Annotated in this window: 15 protein-coding genes and 1 pseudogene; 9 read left to right on the top strand and 7 right to left on the bottom strand. The window is 47.2% G+C overall.

Annotation, left to right across the window (positions count from 1 at the left end; all coding sequences use genetic code 11):
- Window positions 1–2: 2 nt before the first annotated feature.
- Complete coding sequence (gene thrS, locus AB4H76_RS10870; protein WP_420062592.1) at window positions 3–1,931, bottom strand: threonine--tRNA ligase; 1,929 nt, start codon at window positions 1,929–1,931, stop codon at window positions 3–5.
- A 523-nt stretch (window positions 1,932–2,454) separates the two neighbouring features.
- On the opposite strand from thrS, the pseudogene espL1 reads away from it, so the two are divergent.
- Together espL1 and yniD are read left to right on the top strand one after the other, a co-directional pair.
- A pseudogene (gene espL1 / locus AB4H76_RS10865) lies at window positions 2,455–4,354 on the top strand (type III secretion system effector EspL1).
- A gap of 171 nt (window positions 4,355–4,525) precedes the next feature.
- Window positions 4,526–4,633: a small membrane protein YniD gene (gene yniD / locus AB4H76_RS10860; RefSeq protein WP_001142445.1), complete on the top strand. Its 108-nt coding sequence runs from the start codon at window positions 4,526–4,528 to the stop codon at window positions 4,631–4,633.
- Window positions 4,634–4,685: 52 nt separating this feature from the next.
- Here yniD and AB4H76_RS10855 read toward each other — a convergent pair whose 3' ends face one another.
- Complete coding sequence (locus AB4H76_RS10855; RefSeq protein WP_000771391.1) at window positions 4,686–5,444, bottom strand: DUF481 domain-containing protein; 759 nt, start codon at window positions 5,442–5,444, stop codon at window positions 4,686–4,688.
- A gap of 286 nt (window positions 5,445–5,730) precedes the next feature.
- Between AB4H76_RS10855 and pfkB the strand changes: the two genes are divergently transcribed.
- The 3 genes from pfkB (at window position 5,731) to AB4H76_RS10840 (ending at window position 8,017) form a co-directional block, all read left to right on the top strand.
- Window positions 5,731–6,660, top strand: a complete 930-nt coding sequence (gene pfkB, locus AB4H76_RS10850) for a 6-phosphofructokinase II (RefSeq protein ID WP_000251727.1) — start codon at window positions 5,731–5,733, stop codon at window positions 6,658–6,660.
- Window positions 6,661–6,760: 100 nt separating this feature from the next.
- On the top strand, window positions 6,761–7,051 hold the full coding sequence (gene ghoS, locus AB4H76_RS10845) for a type V toxin-antitoxin system endoribonuclease antitoxin GhoS (RefSeq protein ID WP_000146159.1): 291 nt from the start codon (window positions 6,761–6,763) through the stop codon (window positions 7,049–7,051).
- 105 nt (window positions 7,052–7,156) lie between these two features.
- Window positions 7,157–8,017 (top strand): fructosamine kinase family protein, encoded by an 861-nt coding sequence (locus tag AB4H76_RS10840; protein WP_000267650.1) that lies wholly within the window; start codon window positions 7,157–7,159, stop codon window positions 8,015–8,017.
- A gap of 40 nt (window positions 8,018–8,057) precedes the next feature.
- Here AB4H76_RS10840 and AB4H76_RS10835 read toward each other — a convergent pair whose 3' ends face one another.
- Window positions 8,058–8,594, bottom strand: a complete 537-nt coding sequence (locus AB4H76_RS10835) for a YniB family protein (RefSeq protein WP_077492809.1) — start codon at window positions 8,592–8,594, stop codon at window positions 8,058–8,060.
- 146 nt (window positions 8,595–8,740) lie between these two features.
- On the opposite strand from AB4H76_RS10835, the gene hxpB reads away from it, so the two are divergent.
- From hxpB to tcyP, 3 genes are all read left to right on the top strand, one after another.
- Window positions 8,741–9,409 carry a hexitol phosphatase HxpB gene (gene hxpB / locus AB4H76_RS10830; protein WP_000106833.1) on the top strand — a complete coding sequence of 223 codons (669 nt, stop codon included), beginning with the start codon at window positions 8,741–8,743 and terminating at the stop codon, window positions 9,407–9,409.
- Between the two features lie 162 nt (window positions 9,410–9,571).
- Window positions 9,572–10,162, top strand: coding sequence for a metal-dependent hydrolase (locus AB4H76_RS10825; RefSeq protein ID WP_001295408.1), 591 nt, complete (start codon window positions 9,572–9,574; stop codon window positions 10,160–10,162).
- Between the two features lie 132 nt (window positions 10,163–10,294).
- The gene (gene tcyP / locus AB4H76_RS10820; RefSeq protein ID WP_001010706.1) at window positions 10,295–11,686 is read left to right on the top strand and encodes a cystine/sulfocysteine:cation symporter; all 1,392 of its coding nucleotides are present in this window, start codon (window positions 10,295–10,297) and stop codon (window positions 11,684–11,686) included.
- A 24-nt stretch (window positions 11,687–11,710) separates the two neighbouring features.
- Here the strand turns inward: tcyP and ydjO are convergent, their stop codons facing one another.
- Window positions 11,711–12,493, bottom strand: a complete 783-nt coding sequence (gene ydjO / locus AB4H76_RS10815; RefSeq protein WP_001469620.1) for a protein YdjO — start codon at window positions 12,491–12,493, stop codon at window positions 11,711–11,713.
- Between the two features lie 288 nt (window positions 12,494–12,781).
- Window positions 12,782–13,045 carry a cell division activator CedA gene (gene cedA, locus AB4H76_RS10810; protein ID WP_001241561.1) on the bottom strand — a complete coding sequence of 88 codons (264 nt, stop codon included), beginning with the start codon at window positions 13,043–13,045 and terminating at the stop codon, window positions 12,782–12,784.
- A 182-nt stretch (window positions 13,046–13,227) separates the two neighbouring features.
- Between cedA and katE the strand changes: the two genes are divergently transcribed.
- Window positions 13,228–15,489, top strand: a complete 2,262-nt coding sequence (gene katE / locus AB4H76_RS10805; RefSeq protein ID WP_000077848.1) for a catalase HPII — start codon at window positions 13,228–13,230, stop codon at window positions 15,487–15,489.
- Window positions 15,490–15,746: 257 nt separating this feature from the next.
- On the opposite strand, the gene chbG is transcribed toward katE, so the two are convergent.
- Together chbG and celF are read right to left on the bottom strand one after the other, a co-directional pair.
- Window positions 15,747–16,496, bottom strand: coding sequence for a chitin disaccharide deacetylase (chbG, locus tag AB4H76_RS10800; RefSeq protein WP_000440458.1), 750 nt, complete (start codon window positions 16,494–16,496; stop codon window positions 15,747–15,749).
- A gap of 12 nt (window positions 16,497–16,508) precedes the next feature.
- Window positions 16,509–17,861, bottom strand: coding sequence for a 6-phospho-beta-glucosidase (gene celF / locus AB4H76_RS10795; protein WP_000078754.1), 1,353 nt, complete (start codon window positions 17,859–17,861; stop codon window positions 16,509–16,511).
- Between the last annotated feature and the right edge of the window lie 28 nt (window positions 17,862–17,889).

Below are 17,889 nucleotides of genomic sequence, written 5' to 3'. Positions count from 1 at the left end.
CCTTATTCCTCCAATTGTTTAAGACTGCGGCTGCGAATCTCTTGTTGCAGCTTCTCGATCACTTCATTTACGTCCATGCTTCCCAGGTCTTTACCACGGCGGGTGCGAACGGCAACTTTGCCAGATTCCACCTCTTTATCACCACAGACCAGCATATATGGGACGCGACGCAAAGTGTGCTCGCGGATTTTAAAGCCAATCTTCTCATTTCTCAAGTCTGCTTTAACACGAATGCCCGCATTTGATAGTTTTTGCGTCAATTCGTTAACGTAATCAGACTGTGAATCGGTAATATTCATGATAACAACCTGAACCGGCGCAAGCCAGGTCGGGAAGAAACCAGCGAATTCTTCGGTCAGGATACCGATGAAACGTTCCATCGACCCAAGAATTGCGCGGTGAATCATTACCGGTACCTTACGCTCGTTGTCTTCGCCCACATAGGAGGCGCTCAGACGAGACGGCAAGGAGAAGTCCAGCTGTACTGTACCGCACTGCCATGCACGATCGAGGCAGTCATACAGGGTAAATTCAATTTTCGGACCGTAGAAAGCGCCTTCACCCAGTTGATATTCAAACGGGATGTTGTTTTCTTCCAGCGCAACCGCCAGGTCCGCCTCAGCACGATCCCACATTTCGTCGCTGCCAATACGTTTTTCAGGACGAGTGGAGAGTTTGACGACGATCTTCTCGAAGCCAAAAGTGCTGTACATATCATAGACTAAACGGATACATCCGTTAACTTCATCGCGAATTTGTTCTTCAGTACAGAAGATATGCGCGTCATCCTGGGTAAATCCACGCACGCGCATCAGGCCATGCAGCGAACCTGACGGCTCGTTACGGTGGCAGCTACCAAACTCGGCCATACGCAGCGGCAGATCGCGATAAGACTTCAGCCCCTGGTTAAAAATTTGTACGTGACCCGGGCAGTTCATCGGCTTAATGCAGTATTCACGGTTCTCAGAAGACGTGGTGAACATTGCATCTTTGTAGTTGTCCCAGTGACCGGTTTTTTCCCACAGGACACGGTCCATCATGAACGGACCTTTAACTTCCTGATACTGGTACTCTTTCAGTTTAGAACGAACAAACACTTCCAGTTCACGGAAGATGGTCCAGCCGTCGTTGTGCCAGAATACCATACCCGGCGCTTCTTCCTGCATATGGTACAGGTCGAGCTGTTTACCGATTTTACGGTGGTCGCGTTTCGCGGCTTCTTCCAGGCGCTGCAGGTAAGCGTTAAGTGCTTTTTTGTCTGCCCACGCCGTACCGTAAATACGTTGCAACATTTTGTTGTTGCTGTCGCCACGCCAGTAAGCCCCTGCCGTTTTCATTAGTTTGAAATGATGGCAGAAACGCATGTTCGGTACGTGCGGACCGCGGCACATATCGACATATTCTTCATGGAAGTACAGACCTGGCTTGTCATCATGGGCGATGTTTTCGTCAAGAATGGAGACTTTGTAGCTCTCCCCACGGTTGGCGAAAGTTTCACGCGCTTCGTGCCAGCTGACTTTCTTCTTAATGACGTCGTAGTTTTTCTCAGCAAGCTCATGCATCCGCTTCTCGAGTGCTTCGACATCTTCCTGGGTTAACGTGCGGTCAAAATCAACGTCGTAATAAAAACCGTTGTCAATAACCGGGCCGATTGCCATTTTGGTATGCGGCCAAAGTTGTTTAATCGCGTGCCCTAACAGGTGCGCACAGGAGTGACGAATGATCTCCAGACCTTCTTCGTCTTTGGCGGTAATGATCGACAGTTGTGCGTCGTTTTCAATCAGATCGCAAGCATCAACCAGTTCGCCATTAACGCGCCCTGCGATACAGGCTTTCGCCAGACCTGGACCAATGTCCAGCGCAACATCCATGGGGCTTACAGCGTGATCGTAATGGCGTTGGCTGCCATCAGGAAGAGTTATAACAGGCATTTTATATCCTTATTTGCAGTGGTGACCCACACGAAAGATCACATACAAAGAAAAATTTGTTTATTAACAGTTCATTGCGAAACCATCTAGCCAACAAATGCTAAATTGGTTCGCAATCAGGTACACAAATGAAAGACATTAACCTCTCACCTTCCACCCGGTTGAGCGATGTTAACACTAAAAAAAGGGAGATTGTACCTTTACGTTTCACATTGATTCGATTCGCAATTCGTTTGTAGTGAGTACACCAGCAAAACGCTTAAAGAACAACTGATAACATCACGGTGCGTCTGAAAGGTTTACTGCGAGCGGATTTACAGCAGCATAAACTGAATCCAGCAAAGTTCGTTGCGTGATTTGGCGGTAGTATTTTAAACGCTCATGAGATTAATGACGAAGTGGTCATATCACAATGATAAAAGTGACACAATTCTTATAACAATTTTTCGTGCACATTTCGTTCTGGCGATAATAATTAATCATCATCCTCAAAACCTCCAGATATATATAAGGCGAACAGATTATGAGTCAAAACGATATCATTATCAGAACTCATTATAAGTCTCCTCATAGATTGCACATCGATAGCGACATACCAACACCTTCATCAGAGCCTATTAATCAATTTGCGCGCCAGCTCATCACCCTACTTGATACCTCTGACTTAAGTTCGATGCTGTCATACTGTGTTACTCAGGAATTTACCGCAAACTGTCGAAAAATATCACAAAATTGTTATTCCACTGCCCTTTTTACCATTAACTTTGCCACTTCACCCATCCATACAGAAAATATACTCATTACATTACACTATAAAAAAGAAATCATTTCCTTATTACTGGAAACCACGCCTATTAAAGCTAACCATTTGCGAAGCATACTGGATTATATTGAACAGGAACAGTTAACTGCTGAAGATCGTAACCATTGTATGAAACTGTCTAAAAAAATCCATAGAGAAAAAAACTATACACCCAACAGTAAATCTCAATGGTAGTGCATGTTTTTTGCAATCTCCTTCTGACGCTATTTTTTGTCGCCATCTGTCATTGCAATACGCCCTTGATTCATTGAGAAATGGAAAAGGCAAAGTCAACCTGATTAAACATTACTCCTCCGTTGAATCCATACAGCAGCATGTCCCCTGAGTCCGGGACGCGGAGTTCAGAGCATTACTTCGCCATCCTCCTGCAGGGAGTCGCGTTATCGCGAGTAAGGATTTTGGCTTCGCTTTAGATATTTTCTTTTGTCGAATGATGGCAAACAATGTCAGTCATATGTCCGCGATTTTATATATAGACAATCATACTTTGTCAGTAAGGCTACGAATAAAGCAGTCAGTGTATGGACAATTAAATTATGTTGTGTCCGTTTACGACCCGAACGATACCAACGTTGCCGTCAGAGACACCCACAGGACAGCACGGGGCTTTCTTTCGCTTGATAAGTTCATCAGTTCAGGTCCCGATGCTCAGACCTGGGCTGATAGATATGTTCGCAACTGTGCAATTGCTATTCTGCCCCTATTACCTGTGGGAGTTCCAGGGGCTATTTTCGCGGGTATTGCATCACGAATGCCATTTGCCCCTATACATCCATCGGCAATGTTGTTAATAATGGCTACAGGCCAGACTCAACAGCTTATTACATTATTCAAACAGTTGCCCATACTCCCTGAAAAAGAAATCATTGAAATAATAACTGCGCAGAATAGCGTTGGTACACCTGCTTTATTTTTGGCTATGATGAACGGACATACTGACAACGTGAAAATATTTATGCAAGAAATTCAGTCACTGGTAGATAATCACATCATTCATGAAGATAATCTGGTTAAATTACTGCAAACTAAAAGTGCTAACGAAACACCTGGACTTTATATCTCCATGTTGTATGGATTCGATGAAATAATCGATATCTTTCTGAATGCATTAACCACTCCAATAGCACAAGAGCTTTTAAACAAAAAACTGGTGATGAGTATTTTAGCCATGAAAATACATGATGGTGAGCCAGGATTATACGCCGCAATGGAAAATAATCACCCTTTGTGTGTCACACGGTTCCTCTCTAAAATTAATGGCATCGCCTTTAAATACAAGTTGAGCAAAGCTAACATCATGGATTTATTAAAAGGAGCTACAGCACAGGGAACCCCTGCATTATACATCGCCATGAGCAAGGGTAATGAAGACGTTGTGTTATCTTATATATCGACGCTGGGTGCTTTTGCAAAAAAACATTCTTTTAGTCAACATCAGTTATTTACACTATTGGCCGCTAAAAATCATGACAACATGTCAGCTGTTCATATAGCCATTCATCATAAGCATTATAAAACTGTAGAAACATATTATGCTGCTATTAATGCAATCAGCCAAAGCCTGAGTTTTAGTGCTGATGAAATAAAGACGTATTTATAACCAGCTATTTACGATATATATCGATACATAATTTTATTTTTTTCATAAAACGCAGAAACAGTGACCATGTGCACAACGCCACCCGACGGCTGTAATAACAAAAAATCCCTTGATGCCTGTCCCTTTTGTTACACTCCGTTATCACGCACAAGAGATATGCAGGACACTGGTATGCCGACTAAACGCTTTGATAAAAAACACTGGAAGATGGTGGTGGTGCTACTGGCAATCTGTGGCGCTATGTTGTTGCTACGTTGGGCAGCAATGATTTGGGGCTGAGCAGTGACAAACGAAGACAGCCAGACCGCATAACACGGTCCGGCAGATAATTTTACATGCTGTAGCCCAGCGATAAGGTTGTCCGACGGTCGGTATGTTCCGGTGCAGACTCTGGAGGTTCAGAGTTCCATGTGACGTTGTAAGCCACCTTCAGTCCAAAATGTTCATTAATAGCAACATTTAATGCGCTTTCGGAGTTCAGCGTTGTGTCTTCCGCGCCAAAGACCGAAACACCCTGCGTAAATTTAGCGTTGTCAGTCAACTGCCATGCATAAGCCCCGGAGGCATAGCCCAGCGGCTGGGTTTCACTGGCATTGTCGGTATATTTGTCGTAACGCACACCTGGACCGAATTCAAAGCGGAAACTGTGTACCGGGCCATTCAAAAACTGACGACCATAACCCGCGGTCAACACATCGCGCTCTCGATAGCCGTTATAACGGTCTGTCAGCCAGCTTGCCTGACCAAATAAATAGTCATAATCAGTTAAATTAAAACGGCTACGCCCGCCCGCCGCATATTTTTCTGAAGAACGCTCATCATTAGAAGAAGTATTACTGGCGTTCCCCCACAGCGACCAGGCAGTGGTGTGTCCATACCAGGTCATGGTGGTGTCAGCCGTAAGTGAGGAGCTTTTCGTATTGCCTGATTGTGCAAGATATCCTGCGTTCAGATTACCTTCGAAAGGTTTTTTAGCGCTGGCAGGATCATCCATGACAGTAAAAACGGAATCATCGGCAGCTGCATTCAGTGACGCAAACATGCCCCCCGCCAACATAACGATGGCAGGAACTGTCTTCAAAAGCTTCATTTATCAAGAGTCCGTACAACAAAAAAAGAGACCATCGCGGTCCCGGAAACTTTCTTAAGGATCAAAGATTAGCGTCCCTGGAAAGGTAACGAATTATAAAAAGGCGCGAATAACTTAGCAATGTATTCTTATTTCATTTTTTGAATAAGCATGTGGCGAAAACAGATTTTTATTTATATATATTTATCTGCAAAATTTTAAATAAAGCTCCAATAAATCATATTGTTAATTTCTTCACTTTCCGCTGATTCGGTGCCAGACTGAAATCAGCCTATAGGAGGAAATGATGGTACGTATCTATACGTTGACACTTGCGCCCTCTCTCGATAGCGCAACAATTACCCCGCAAATTTATCCCGAAGGAAAACTGCGCTGTACCGCACCGGTGTTCGAACCCGGGGGCGGCGGCATCAACGTCGCCCGCGCCATTGCCCATCTTGGAGGCAGTGCCACAGCGATCTTCCCGGCGGGTGGCGCGACCGGCGAACACCTGGTTTCACTGTTGGCGGATGAAAATGTCCCCGTCGCTACTGTAGAAGCCAAAGACTGGACCCGGCAGAATTTACACGTACATGTGGAAGCAAGCGGTGAGCAGTATCGTTTTGTTATGCCAGGCGCGGCATTAAATGAAGATGAGTTTCGCCAGCTTGAAGAGCAAGTTCTGGAAATTGAATCCGGGGCCATCCTGGTCATAAGCGGAAGCCTGCCGCCAGGTGTGAAGCTGGAAAAATTAACCCAACTGATTTCCGCTGCGCAAAAACAAGGGATCCGCTGCATCGTCGACAGTTCTGGCGAAGCGTTAAGTGCAGCACTGGCAATTGGTAACATCGAGTTGGTTAAGCCTAACCAAAAAGAACTCAGTGCGCTGGTGAATCGCGAACTCACCCAGCCGGACGATGTCCGCAAAGCCGCGCAGGAAATCGTTAATAGCGGCAAGGCCAAACGGGTAGTCGTTTCCCTGGGTCCACAAGGAGCGCTGGGTGTTGATAGTGAAAACTGTATTCAGGTGGTGCCACCACCGGTGAAAAGCCAGAGTACCGTTGGCGCTGGTGACAGCATGGTCGGCGCGATGACACTGAAACTGGCAGAAAATGCCTCTCTTGAAGAGATGGTTCGTTTTGGCGTAGCTGCGGGGAGTGCAGCCACACTCAATCAGGGAACACGTCTGTGCTCCCATGACGATACGCAAAAAATTTACGCTTACCTTTCCCGCTAACAAAAACATTCCCCCAGCATTGGGGGAATCATCACCAACCTGTCGGCAACGCGTTTCTCCGACTATGCTCAAAAGTCATGTGATAACAAAGGGGTGAACTATGGCCAGTGGCGATCTTGTCCGTTATGTCATAACCGTCATGTTGCATGAGGATACATTGACTGAAATTAACGAGTTGAATAATTACCTGACTCGCGACGGTTTTTTGCTCACTATGACGGATGATGAGGGAAATATCCATGAGCTGGGAACTAACACTTTTGGACTTATCAGTACCCAAAGTGAAGAAGAAATTAGAGAACTGGTTTCGGGGCTTACCCAAAGTGCAACCGGCAAAGATCCTGAAATCACCATCACGACCTGGGAGGAATGGAATAGCAACAGAAAATAAATGGTTTTTGGGCAATAATCAGTCTGTGGTGTGCGTTAGCTCGTGTTTTTACACCGCATTCTTGCGCTAACCTTATGATCTGGCAGACAACATGGGAGAGACATCATGTGGCAGGCAATCAGTCGTCTTTTGAGCGAGCAGTTAGGTGAAGGCGAAATCGAACTGCGTAATGAACTGCCTGGCGGAGAAGTCCATGCCGCATGGCATTTGCGCTATGCAGGACATGATTTTTTCGTCAAATGTGATGAAAGGGAACTGCTTCCCGGTTTTACCGCCGAAGCCGACCAACTGGAGTTACTGTCGCGTAGTAAAACCGTCACCGTGCCTAAGGTTTGGGCAGTTGGCGCTGACCGTGACTACAGTTTTCTGGTGATGGATTATCTCCCACCTCGTCCGCTGGATGCGCATAGCGCATTTATTCTTGGTCAGCAAATTGCGCGTTTACATCAATGGAGCGACCAACCACAATTTGGCCTTGATTTCGATAACGCGCTCTCCACAACTCCACAGCCCAACACCTGGCAACGTCGCTGGTCAACGTTTTTTGCTGAACAACGGATTGGCTGGCAGTTGGAACTGGCTGCAGAAAAAGGGATCGCTTTCGGCAATATCGACGCCATCGTCGAGCATATTCAGCAGCGTCTGGCCTCACATCAACCGCAGCCTTCTCTGTTGCACGGCGATTTATGGTCCGGCAACTGTGCACTGGGTCCGGATGGCCCGTACATTTTCGACCCGGCCTGCTACTGGGGTGACCGAGAGTGCGACCTGGCGATGTTACCGCTGCATACTGAACAGCCGCCACAAATCTATGACGGCTATCAGTCAGTATCCCCGCTACCTGCCGATTTCCTTGAACGTCAACCGGTTTACCAACTCTACACGCTGTTAAATCGTGCAAGGTTATTTGGCGGTCAGCATTTGGTTATTGCTCAGCAGTCATTGGATAGATTATTAGCAGCATGATATGGGTTGAGGATAATGGCCGCTCCGTGCGGCCTTTTGATTAAATAAACCCAAGCAGAGAAAAGAACACATAACCTGCAGCAATACAAATAACCGGCAGGATATACAGTGAGAAAAACTGCAGGAAAATAGTATGGTGCGGAACAACAATACGGGACTCAATTTGTTCACGCGTTAGCCCCTCTTCCCCTTTGGCTTTTTCCAGAATGAGTTGATCTTCAACACCTTCCCGCAAGAAGCGCGCCTGGCGACTCATCCGGGCACCTGAATCCTGCAACGCCAGTCCGACAAAAATCAGGATGAAAATCACCCAGAACATAACGTTCACGCCACCATTAAAATTGGGCGTCGGGGAGTTATACCAGAATAGATTCAAAAAAGGCGTATTCGCCTGCATCATATCGACCATGACATGAGTAAAGTCGAGCATGACCGCATTAATGCCTTCCTGGTTTTCCTGTCGGGTATTCATAAATTTCAGCAAAGAAATCAATGTAGAGATCAATGCAGGTATAAAAATCACCCAACCCAAAATCCTTTTCAAAACAGCAATGCGTCCAGCTTGTTGATACGTCATGAGTTCTCCTTGATTAAGACGCGTCGTTTCACTTAGTTTACCTGTAGATATCTGTTTTCGCCCATTCTTTAAAGGCGATATGATAGGCGCTTAATCATAAGCACGGCTTAATACCTTACACATAATGCTCTAAAGGAGAGGTTGTAATGTCAACCCCGCGTCAGATTCTTGCTGCAATTTTTGATATGGATGGATTACTTATCGACTCAGAACCTTTATGGGATCGAGCCGAACTGGATGTGATGGCAAGCCTGGGGGTGGATATCTCCCGTCGTAACGAGCTGCCGGACACCTTAGGTTTACGCATCGATATGGTGGTCGATCTTTGGTACGCCCGGCAACCGTGGAATGGGCCAAGCCGTCAGGAAGTAGTAGAACGGGTTATTGCCCGTGCCATTTCACTGGTTGAAGAGACACGTCCATTATTACCAGGCGTGCGCGAAGCCGTTGCGTTATGCAAAGAACAAGGTTTATTGGTGGGGCTGGCCTCCGCGTCACCACTACATATGCTGGAAAAAGTGTTGACCATGTTTGACTTACGCGACAGTTTCGATGCCCTCGCCTCGGCTGAAAAACTGCCTTACAGCAAGCCGCATCCGCAAGTATATCTCGACTGCGCAGCAAAACTGGGCGTTGACCCACTGACCTGCGTAGCGCTGGAAGACTCGGTAAATGGCATGATCGCCTCTAAAGCAGCCCGCATGCGTTCCATCGTCGTTCCTGCGCCAGAAGCGCAAAATGATCCACGTTTTGTATTAGCAGACGTCAAACTCTCATCGCTGACAGAACTCACCGCAAAAGACCTTCTCGGTTAATGACCAGGGGCAGTGATCTCGCTGCCCCTGGTTCTTTATCTGAAATTGCATTCAACTGACGGATTAATCGTCAATTTAAGAGAAAGAGTTACACCGTCACCACTTCCGTGCACTGTATAAAAATCCTATACTGTACGTATCGACAGTTTAGTGAGTTTTATCATGACGGCGGAAGGTCACCTTCTCTTTTCTATTGCTTGTGCGGTATTTGCCAAAAATGCCGAGCTGACGCCCGTGCTGGCACAGGGTGACTGGTGGCATATTGTCCCTTCCGCAATCCTGACGTGTTTGTTACCGGACATCGATCACCCAAAGTCGTTTCTTGGGCAGCGATTAAAATGGATATCAAAACCGATCGCCCGCGCTTTTGGGCATCGTGGTTTTACCCACAGTCTGCTGGCGGTATTTGCGCTGCTGGCAACCTTTTACCTTAAGGTTCCTGAAAGCTGGTTCATTCCGGCTGATGCGCTACAAGGAATGGTGCTGGGTTATTTAAGCCACATACTTGCCGATATGCTGACACCCGCCGGTGTTCCCCTGCTCTGGCCATGCCGCTGGCGTTTCCGCTTACCTATCCTGGTTCCCCAAAAGGGCAACCAACTGGAACGTTTTATCTGCATGGCATTATTTGTCTGGTCGGTATGGATGCCCCATTCATTACCCGAAAACAGCGCTGTTCGTTGGTCATCGCAAATGATTAATACCTTGCAGATCCAGTTTCATCGGCTTATTAAGCATCAGGTTGAATACTAAAAAGGCAAAAATCACCTTTCTGTAATAAGCAATTCCATTTGAATATAAGAGCCAGCTCACAGTTCTGTTAATCTTGCGCCAACACTATGACTGCTACGCAGTGATAGAAATAATAAGATCAGGAGAACGGGGATGAACTTTCCATTAATTGCGAACATCGTGGTGTTCGTTGTACTGCTGTTTGCGCTGGCTCAGACCCGCCATAAACAGTGGAGTCTGGCGAAAAAAGTGCTGGTGGGTCTGGTGATGGGTGTGGTTTTTGGCCTTGCCCTGCATACCATTTATGGTTCTGACAGCCAGGTACTTAAAGATTCTGTACAGTGGTTTAACATCGTTGGTAACGGCTATGTTCAACTGCTGCAAATGATCGTTATGCCGTTAGTCTTCGCCTCTATTCTGAGCGCGGTTGCCCGTCTGCATAACGCATCTCAGTTAGGCAAAATCAGTTTTCTGACCATCGGTACGCTTTTGTTTACCACGCTGATTGCGGCGCTGGTCGGTGTGCTGGTCACCAACCTGTTTGGTTTGACGGCTGAAGGTCTGGTTCAGGGTGGTGCAGAAACTGCACGTCTGAACGCCATTGAAAGTAACTATGTTGGTAAAGTCTCTGACCTGAGCGTTCCGCAGCTGGTCTTGTCCTTTATCCCGAAAAACCCGTTTGCCGATCTGACCGGAGCCAATCCGACGTCAATTATCAGCGTGGTAATTTTTGCCGCATTCCTCGGTGTAGCTGCGCTGAAACTGCTGAAGGATGATGCGCCGAAAGGTGAACGCGTCTTAACCGCTATCGATACCCTGCAAAGCTGGGTGATGAAACTGGTTCGCCTGGTCATGCAGTTGACCCCTTACGGCGTTCTGGCACTAATGACCAAAGTGGTTGCAGGTTCTAACCTGCAAGACATCATCAAACTGGGAAGTTTCGTTGTCGCGTCCTACCTCGGTCTGCTGATTATGTTTGCAGTGCATGGCATTCTGCTGGGCATTAATGGCGTGAGTCCGCTGAAGTACTTCCGTAAGGTATGGCCTGTGCTGACGTTTGCCTTTACCAGCCGTTCCAGTGCTGCGTCTATCCCACTGAATGTGGAAGCACAAACGCGTCGTCTGGGCGTTCCTGAATCCATCGCCAGTTTCGCCGCCTCTTTCGGTGCGACCATTGGTCAGAACGGCTGCGCCGGTTTGTATCCGGCAATGCTGGCGGTGATGGTTGCGCCTACGGTTGGCATTAACCCGCTGGACCCGATGTGGATTGCGACGCTGGTCGGTATTGTTACCGTTAGCTCCGCAGGCGTTGCCGGTGTCGGTGGTGGTGCAACTTTCGCCGCACTGATTGTGCTGCCTGCGATGGGCCTGCCAGTAACCCTGGTGGCGCTGTTAATCTCCGTTGAACCGCTTATCGACATGGGCCGTACGGCGCTAAACGTTAGTGGCTCGATGACAGCTGGCACGCTGACCAGCCAGTGGCTGAAGCAAACCGATAAAGCCATTCTGGATAGCGAAGACGACGCCGAACTGGCACACCATTAATTCTTATGCTGGCAACGGTCCGTTTCATATAGGGGCCGTTGCCTTACTTTTTAAATGTTCCATCGCGGCGATGCATACTGACTCATATTTAAACAGATCGTCAGCGAAAAAAATGTCCAACTTATCAATACATTCCTGGCTCAATGAATGTGCCTGTAGCGAGAAGCTTAAAACCTCATACCCGAGACGTTTTCTAAGTGAACTATCTGGAATACTCATAATATCTTCAAGTATACCACTTCCCATTCCCGGAAGATTTAGTGGATTAAAAAGAAGATTGATATTAAGCATTGATATTATCGAAGGAAACTTTAGGAGACTCTCATTTTTTTGAATCGCAGCAAAAATGCTCCCGACAGGATGTATATAATTTTGTTCATAGTATATAGTCCTTAAATAATGAATAACCAACCTGTTTTTTATATTGATCAAATTCGTCATTTTTTCTGGGCGAAACACAGAAGTGACATCCATTCCAATAAAATCTTTATTTATACCTCTTATCCGAATTTCACTACCATAAAGATTATTAATTATTACTTTATATTTAACATTGTCCTGCAGATATGTATCAAAACTAAGTGCTGGCGCTCCTGGCTTTGAGGCATCATAGTTAATGTTAGACATATAGGCAATCATATAATTAAAATTTGATTCTGCTATTTCATCGCAGTCACATTGACCCGTTGATATAAAGAAAGTGAGTGCCGCCATGGTAGACTCAAGCCTTTCTTTAAAAGAGTCAAAAGCCAGACTTTTAATATTTAAATCACCATAATTACTCTGTATTAAGTTTGTAGAAAACATCTCCCACCTCATATTGTTAACAAAATTATTATCTCATTTAAATCTAAGTCATTTACAATATAAGTTTAAGAGCGACGCCACAGGATGAACTATCAAAAATAGCTCATCATGATTAGCAAAACTTAACCATTTTAAAATAAATAAACAATTAAAGAAAAAAGATCACTTATTTATAGCAATAGATCGTCAAAGGCAGCTTTTTGTTACAGGTGGTTTGAATGAATGTAGCAACGAAATACAGAATTTCAGGTCATGTAACTCCCGGCAAAACCGGGAGGTATGTAATCCTTACTCAGTCACTTCCCCTTCCTGGCGGATCTGATTTGCCCAACGTTGGGCAGATTCAGGCACAGTAAACGCCGGTGAGCGCAGAAATGACTCTCCCATCAGTACAAACGCAACATATTTGCCACGCAGCATCCAGACATCACGAAACGAATCCATCTTTATCGCATGTTCTGGCGGCGCGGGTTCCGTGCGTGGGACATAGCTAATAATCTGGCGGTTTTGCTGGCGGAGCGGTTTCTTCATTACTGGCTTCACTAAACGCATATTAAAAATCAGAAAAACTGTAGTTTAGCCGATTTAGCCCCTGTACGTCCCGCTTTGCGTGTATTTCATAACACCGTTTCCAGAATAGTCTCCGAAGCGGGATCTGGCTGGTGGTCTATAGTTAGAGAGTTTTTTGACCAAAACAGCGGCCCTTTCAGTAATAAATTAAGGAGACGAGTTCAATGTCGCAACATAACGAAAAGAACCCACATCAGCACCAGTCACCACTACACGATTCCAGCGAAGCGAAACCGGGGATGGACTCACTGGCACCTGAGGACGGATCTCATCGTCCAGCGGCTGAACCAACACCGCCAGGTGCACAACCTACCGCCCCTGGGAGCCTGAAAGCCCCTGATACACGTAACGAAAAACTTAATTCTCTGGAAGACGTACGCAAAGGCAGTGAAAATTATGCGCTGACCACTAATCAGGGCGTGCGCATCGCCGATGATCAAAACTCACTGCGTGCCGGTAACCGTGGTCCAACGCTGCTGGAAGATTTTATTCTGCGCGAGAAAATCACCCACTTTGACCATGAGCGCATCCCGGAACGTATTGTTCATGCACGCGGATCAGCAGCTCACGGTTATTTCCAGCCATATAAAAGCTTAAGCGATATCACCAAAGCGGATTTCCTCTCAGATCCGAACAAAATCACCCCAGTATTTGTAAGGTTCTCTACCGTTCAGGGTGGCGCTGGCTCTGCCGATACCGTGCGTGATATCCGTGGTTTTGCCACCAAGTTCTATACTGAAGAGGGTATTTTTGACCTCGTTGGCAATAACACGCCAATCTTCTTTATCCAGGATGCGCATAAATTCCCCGATTTTGTTCATGCGGTAAAACCAGAACCGCACTGGGCAATTCCACAAGGGCAAAGTGCCCACGATACTTTCTGGGATTATGTTTCTCTGCAACCTGAAACTCTGCACAACGTGATGTGGGCGATGTCGGATCGCGGCATCCCCCGCAGTTACCGCACCATGGAAGGCTTCGGTATTCACACCTTCCGCCTGATTAATGCCGAAGGGAAGGCAACGTTTGTACGTTTCCACTGGAAACCACTGGCAGGTAAAGCCTCACTCGTTTGGGATGAAGCACAAAAACTCACCGGACGTGACCCGGACTTCCACCGCCGCGAGTTGTGGGAAGCCATTGAAGCAGGCGATTTTCCGGAATACGAACTGGGCTTCCAGTTGATTCCTGAAGAAGATGAATTCAAGTTCGACTTCGATCTTCTCGATCCAACCAAACTTATCCCGGAAGAACTGGTGCCCGTTCAGCGTGTCGGCAAAATGGTGCTCAATCGCAACCCGGATAACTTCTTTGCTGAAAACGAACAGGCGGCTTTCCATCCTGGGCATATCGTGCCGGGACTGGACTTCACCAACGATCCGCTGTTGCAGGGACGTTTGTTCTCCTATACCGATACACAAATCAGTCGTCTTGGTGGGCCGAATTTCCATGAGATTCCGATTAACCGTCCGACCTGCCCTTACCATAATTTCCAGCGTGACGGCATGCATCGCATGGGGATCGACACTAACCCGGCGAATTACGAACCGAACTCGATTAACGATAACTGGCCGCGCGAAACACCGCCGGGGCCGAAACGCGGCGGTTTTGAATCATACCAGGAGCGCGTGGAAGGCAATAAAGTTCGCGAGCGCAGCCCATCGTTTGGCGAATATTATTCCCATCCGCGTCTGTTCTGGCTAAGTCAGACGCCATTTGAGCAGCGCCATATTGTCGATGGTTTCAGTTTTGAGTTAAGCAAAGTCGTTCGTCCGTATATTCGTGAGCGCGTTGTTGACCAGCTGGCGCATATTGATCTCACTCTGGCCCAGGCGGTGGCGAAAAATCTCGGTATCGAACTGACTGACGACCAGCTGAATATCACCCCACCTCCGGACGTCAACGGTCTGAAAAAGGATCCATCCTTAAGTTTGTACGCCATTCCTGACGGTGATGTGAAAGGTCGCGTGGTAGCGATTTTACTTAATGATGAAGTGAGATCGGCAGACCTTCTGGCCATTCTCAAGGCGCTGAAGGCCAAAGGCGTTCATGCCAAACTGCTCTACTCCCGAATGGGTGAAGTGACTGCGGATGACGGTACGGTGTTGCCTATAGCCGCTACCTTTGCCGGTGCACCTTCGCTGACGGTCGATGCGGTCATTGTCCCTTGCGGCAATATCGCGGATATCGCTGACAACGGCGATGCCAACTACTACCTGATGGAAGCCTACAAACACCTTAAACCGATTGCGCTGGCGGGTGACGCGCGCAAGTTTAAAGCAACAATCAAGGTCGCTGACCAGGGTGAAGAAGGGATTGTGGAAGCTGACAGCGCTGACGGTAGTTTTATGGATGAACTGCTAACGCTGATGGCAGCACACCGCGTGTGGTCACGCATTCCTAAGATTGACAAAATTCCTGCCTGATGGGAGGCGGCGCAATTGCGCCGCCTCAAATGATTTACATAGTGCGCTTTGTTTATGCCGGATGCGGCGTGAACGCCTTATCCGGCCTACAAAACTGTGCAAATTCAATATATTGCAGGAAACACGTAGGCCTGATAAGCGAAGCGCATCAGGCAGTTTTGCGTTTGTCAGCAGTCTCAAGCGGCGCAGTTACGCCGCCTTTGTAGGAATTAATCGCCGGATGCAAGGTTCACGCCGCATCTGGCAAACATCCTCACTTACACATCCCGATAACTCCCCAACCGATAACCACGCTGAGCGATAGCACCTTTCAACGACGCTGATGTCAACACATCCAGCTCCGTTAAGCGTGGAAAACAGTAAGCACTCTGACGGATAGTATTATCGATAAACGCCGGATGACACATCACCTCCAGCGAACGATCACCCCGATGGCCTGCGTCATCCAGCACTTGCAGGAACAGCGACTCACTGATCTCTTCACCGTAGAATGCACTGCTGAATCCCTGGGTAGTGCGCAGGTTGACCGGCAAATCAAACGCCATCTGACGATCCGCCCGCAACGCAATGCCCTGCTCTGCCGCAAACCTGGCAACAATCGGGAAAATCTGCGGGAACATATGCACATGATGATGGCTATCAAGATGCGTAGGTTTGCGTCCAAATAGCTCAATGAAACGCAAATACTGACTGGCAAGCTCCTGAGTAATTTCTTCCAGCGGTAAAGCATCTTCTTCTGCCAACTGCCAGATCCATTTTCCCAGCACACCATCGCGGGTTAACCCCGGCATAGCTGTCAGTGGCTTACCCATAGTAAGGACAAAGTGCATCCCTATGGCCAGACTCGGTTCATCACGACTCAACTGCACCGCATGGTCAATAGCCTGCCCATTCACCAGCGCCGTCGTCGACGTGACAATCCCATTGCGACAGGCCTCGATAATGCCGTAGTTCTGACCTTTGCTTAAGCCAAAATCATCGGCATTAACAATCAGTAAGCGTTCCATAATCAGCCTCGGTTAATGTGCTTTTTTAAGCTCTGCGATGCAGTCGGCAAAGTTTGGCAGCCATTTCTCGTGCGCCAGAATCATCTCGCGTGCCAGCAGCTCAGCATCGCGATCGGAATGCACCAACGGACTAAGGTTTAGCGCCAGTAACACATCGTTAAATTCTCCGCTAAGTGCGGCGTTGCTGGCAGCAATCTCGAAGCCTTTAATGGTGTGAATCAGCCCCATCACTTTATCATCGAAATGCGTAATGCGCGGATGTGGCGTCGCGCCATCGCGCCCCAGCTTACAGGTCATTTCTACCGCCCAGTCTGCCGGAATATTATCAATATGCCCATGATGCGGGATATTAACGTAATGTTCTGCTTGCTTGTCGTTGTAGATAGCGTTGATCACTTCGCACGCTGCATCAGAGTAATAAGCCCCACCGCGCTGTTCCAGTTCTTTCGGCTTAACTTTCAACTCCGGGTTTTTATACAGCTCAAAAAGTTGTTTCTCGACTTTCTGTACTACCTGCGCTCGTGCGCCGCCTTTGTAGTATTCGCCCATTTCAATAGCCAGCATCTCTTTCTGCTTGAAGTAATACAGCAGATAAGAACATGGCAGCAGATTCAACGAACGAATTAAGCCCTCACTAAATGGCAGATCGAAAATATTTTTTACAGAGGACGCTTTTAACTGCCCTGACGCCACACCATCAAGCAATTCGGCAAAGCGCGACTTGCCATTTACCAGCACATCCTTAATGAACACCATATGGTTGAGGCCGAACAAATCGATAGATAAATCATCGCTGTCTTTCAGCATCAGAACATCGCGAATAAACATCTTCATGCCGATCGGAATATTACACACGCCGATAAAGCGTTTAAATCCGGTATGACGATAAACGGCTTCAGTGACCATTCCCGCCGGGTTAGTGAAGTTAATCACCCATGCATTCGGACAAAGTTCTTCGACATCTTTTACGATGTCAAAAATCACCGGAATGGTACGCAGACCTTTAAACAAACCGCCCGCGCCGTTGGTTTCCTGACCAAGATAACCATGACTTAATGGAATACGTTCATCCAGTTCACGCGCCGGTAATTGGCCAACGCGCAGTTGGGTAGTAACGAAATCAGCATCTTTCAATGCTTCGCGGCGATCCAGCGTTTTATAAAGCTTCATCGGGACGCCAGCGTTATCAATCATCCGTTGGCAGAGATCGAAAATAATATCCAGTTTCGCTTTACCACCTTCGACATCCACCAGCCATAATTCGCTGACCGGCAATTCGTGATAACGCTTAATAAATCCTTCCAGTAACTCCGGGGTATAGCTGCTCCCGCCACCAATAGTGACGACTTTTAATTTCTGGCTCATAATTTCTCCCTTCAGTACAGAATACTGA

This window comes from Escherichia sp. UTM R2 (assembly GCF_048593455.1).
Lineage (GTDB): Bacteria > Pseudomonadota > Gammaproteobacteria > Enterobacterales > Enterobacteriaceae > Escherichia > Escherichia coli.
This window is presented reverse-complemented; position numbering and strand designations above follow the sequence as displayed.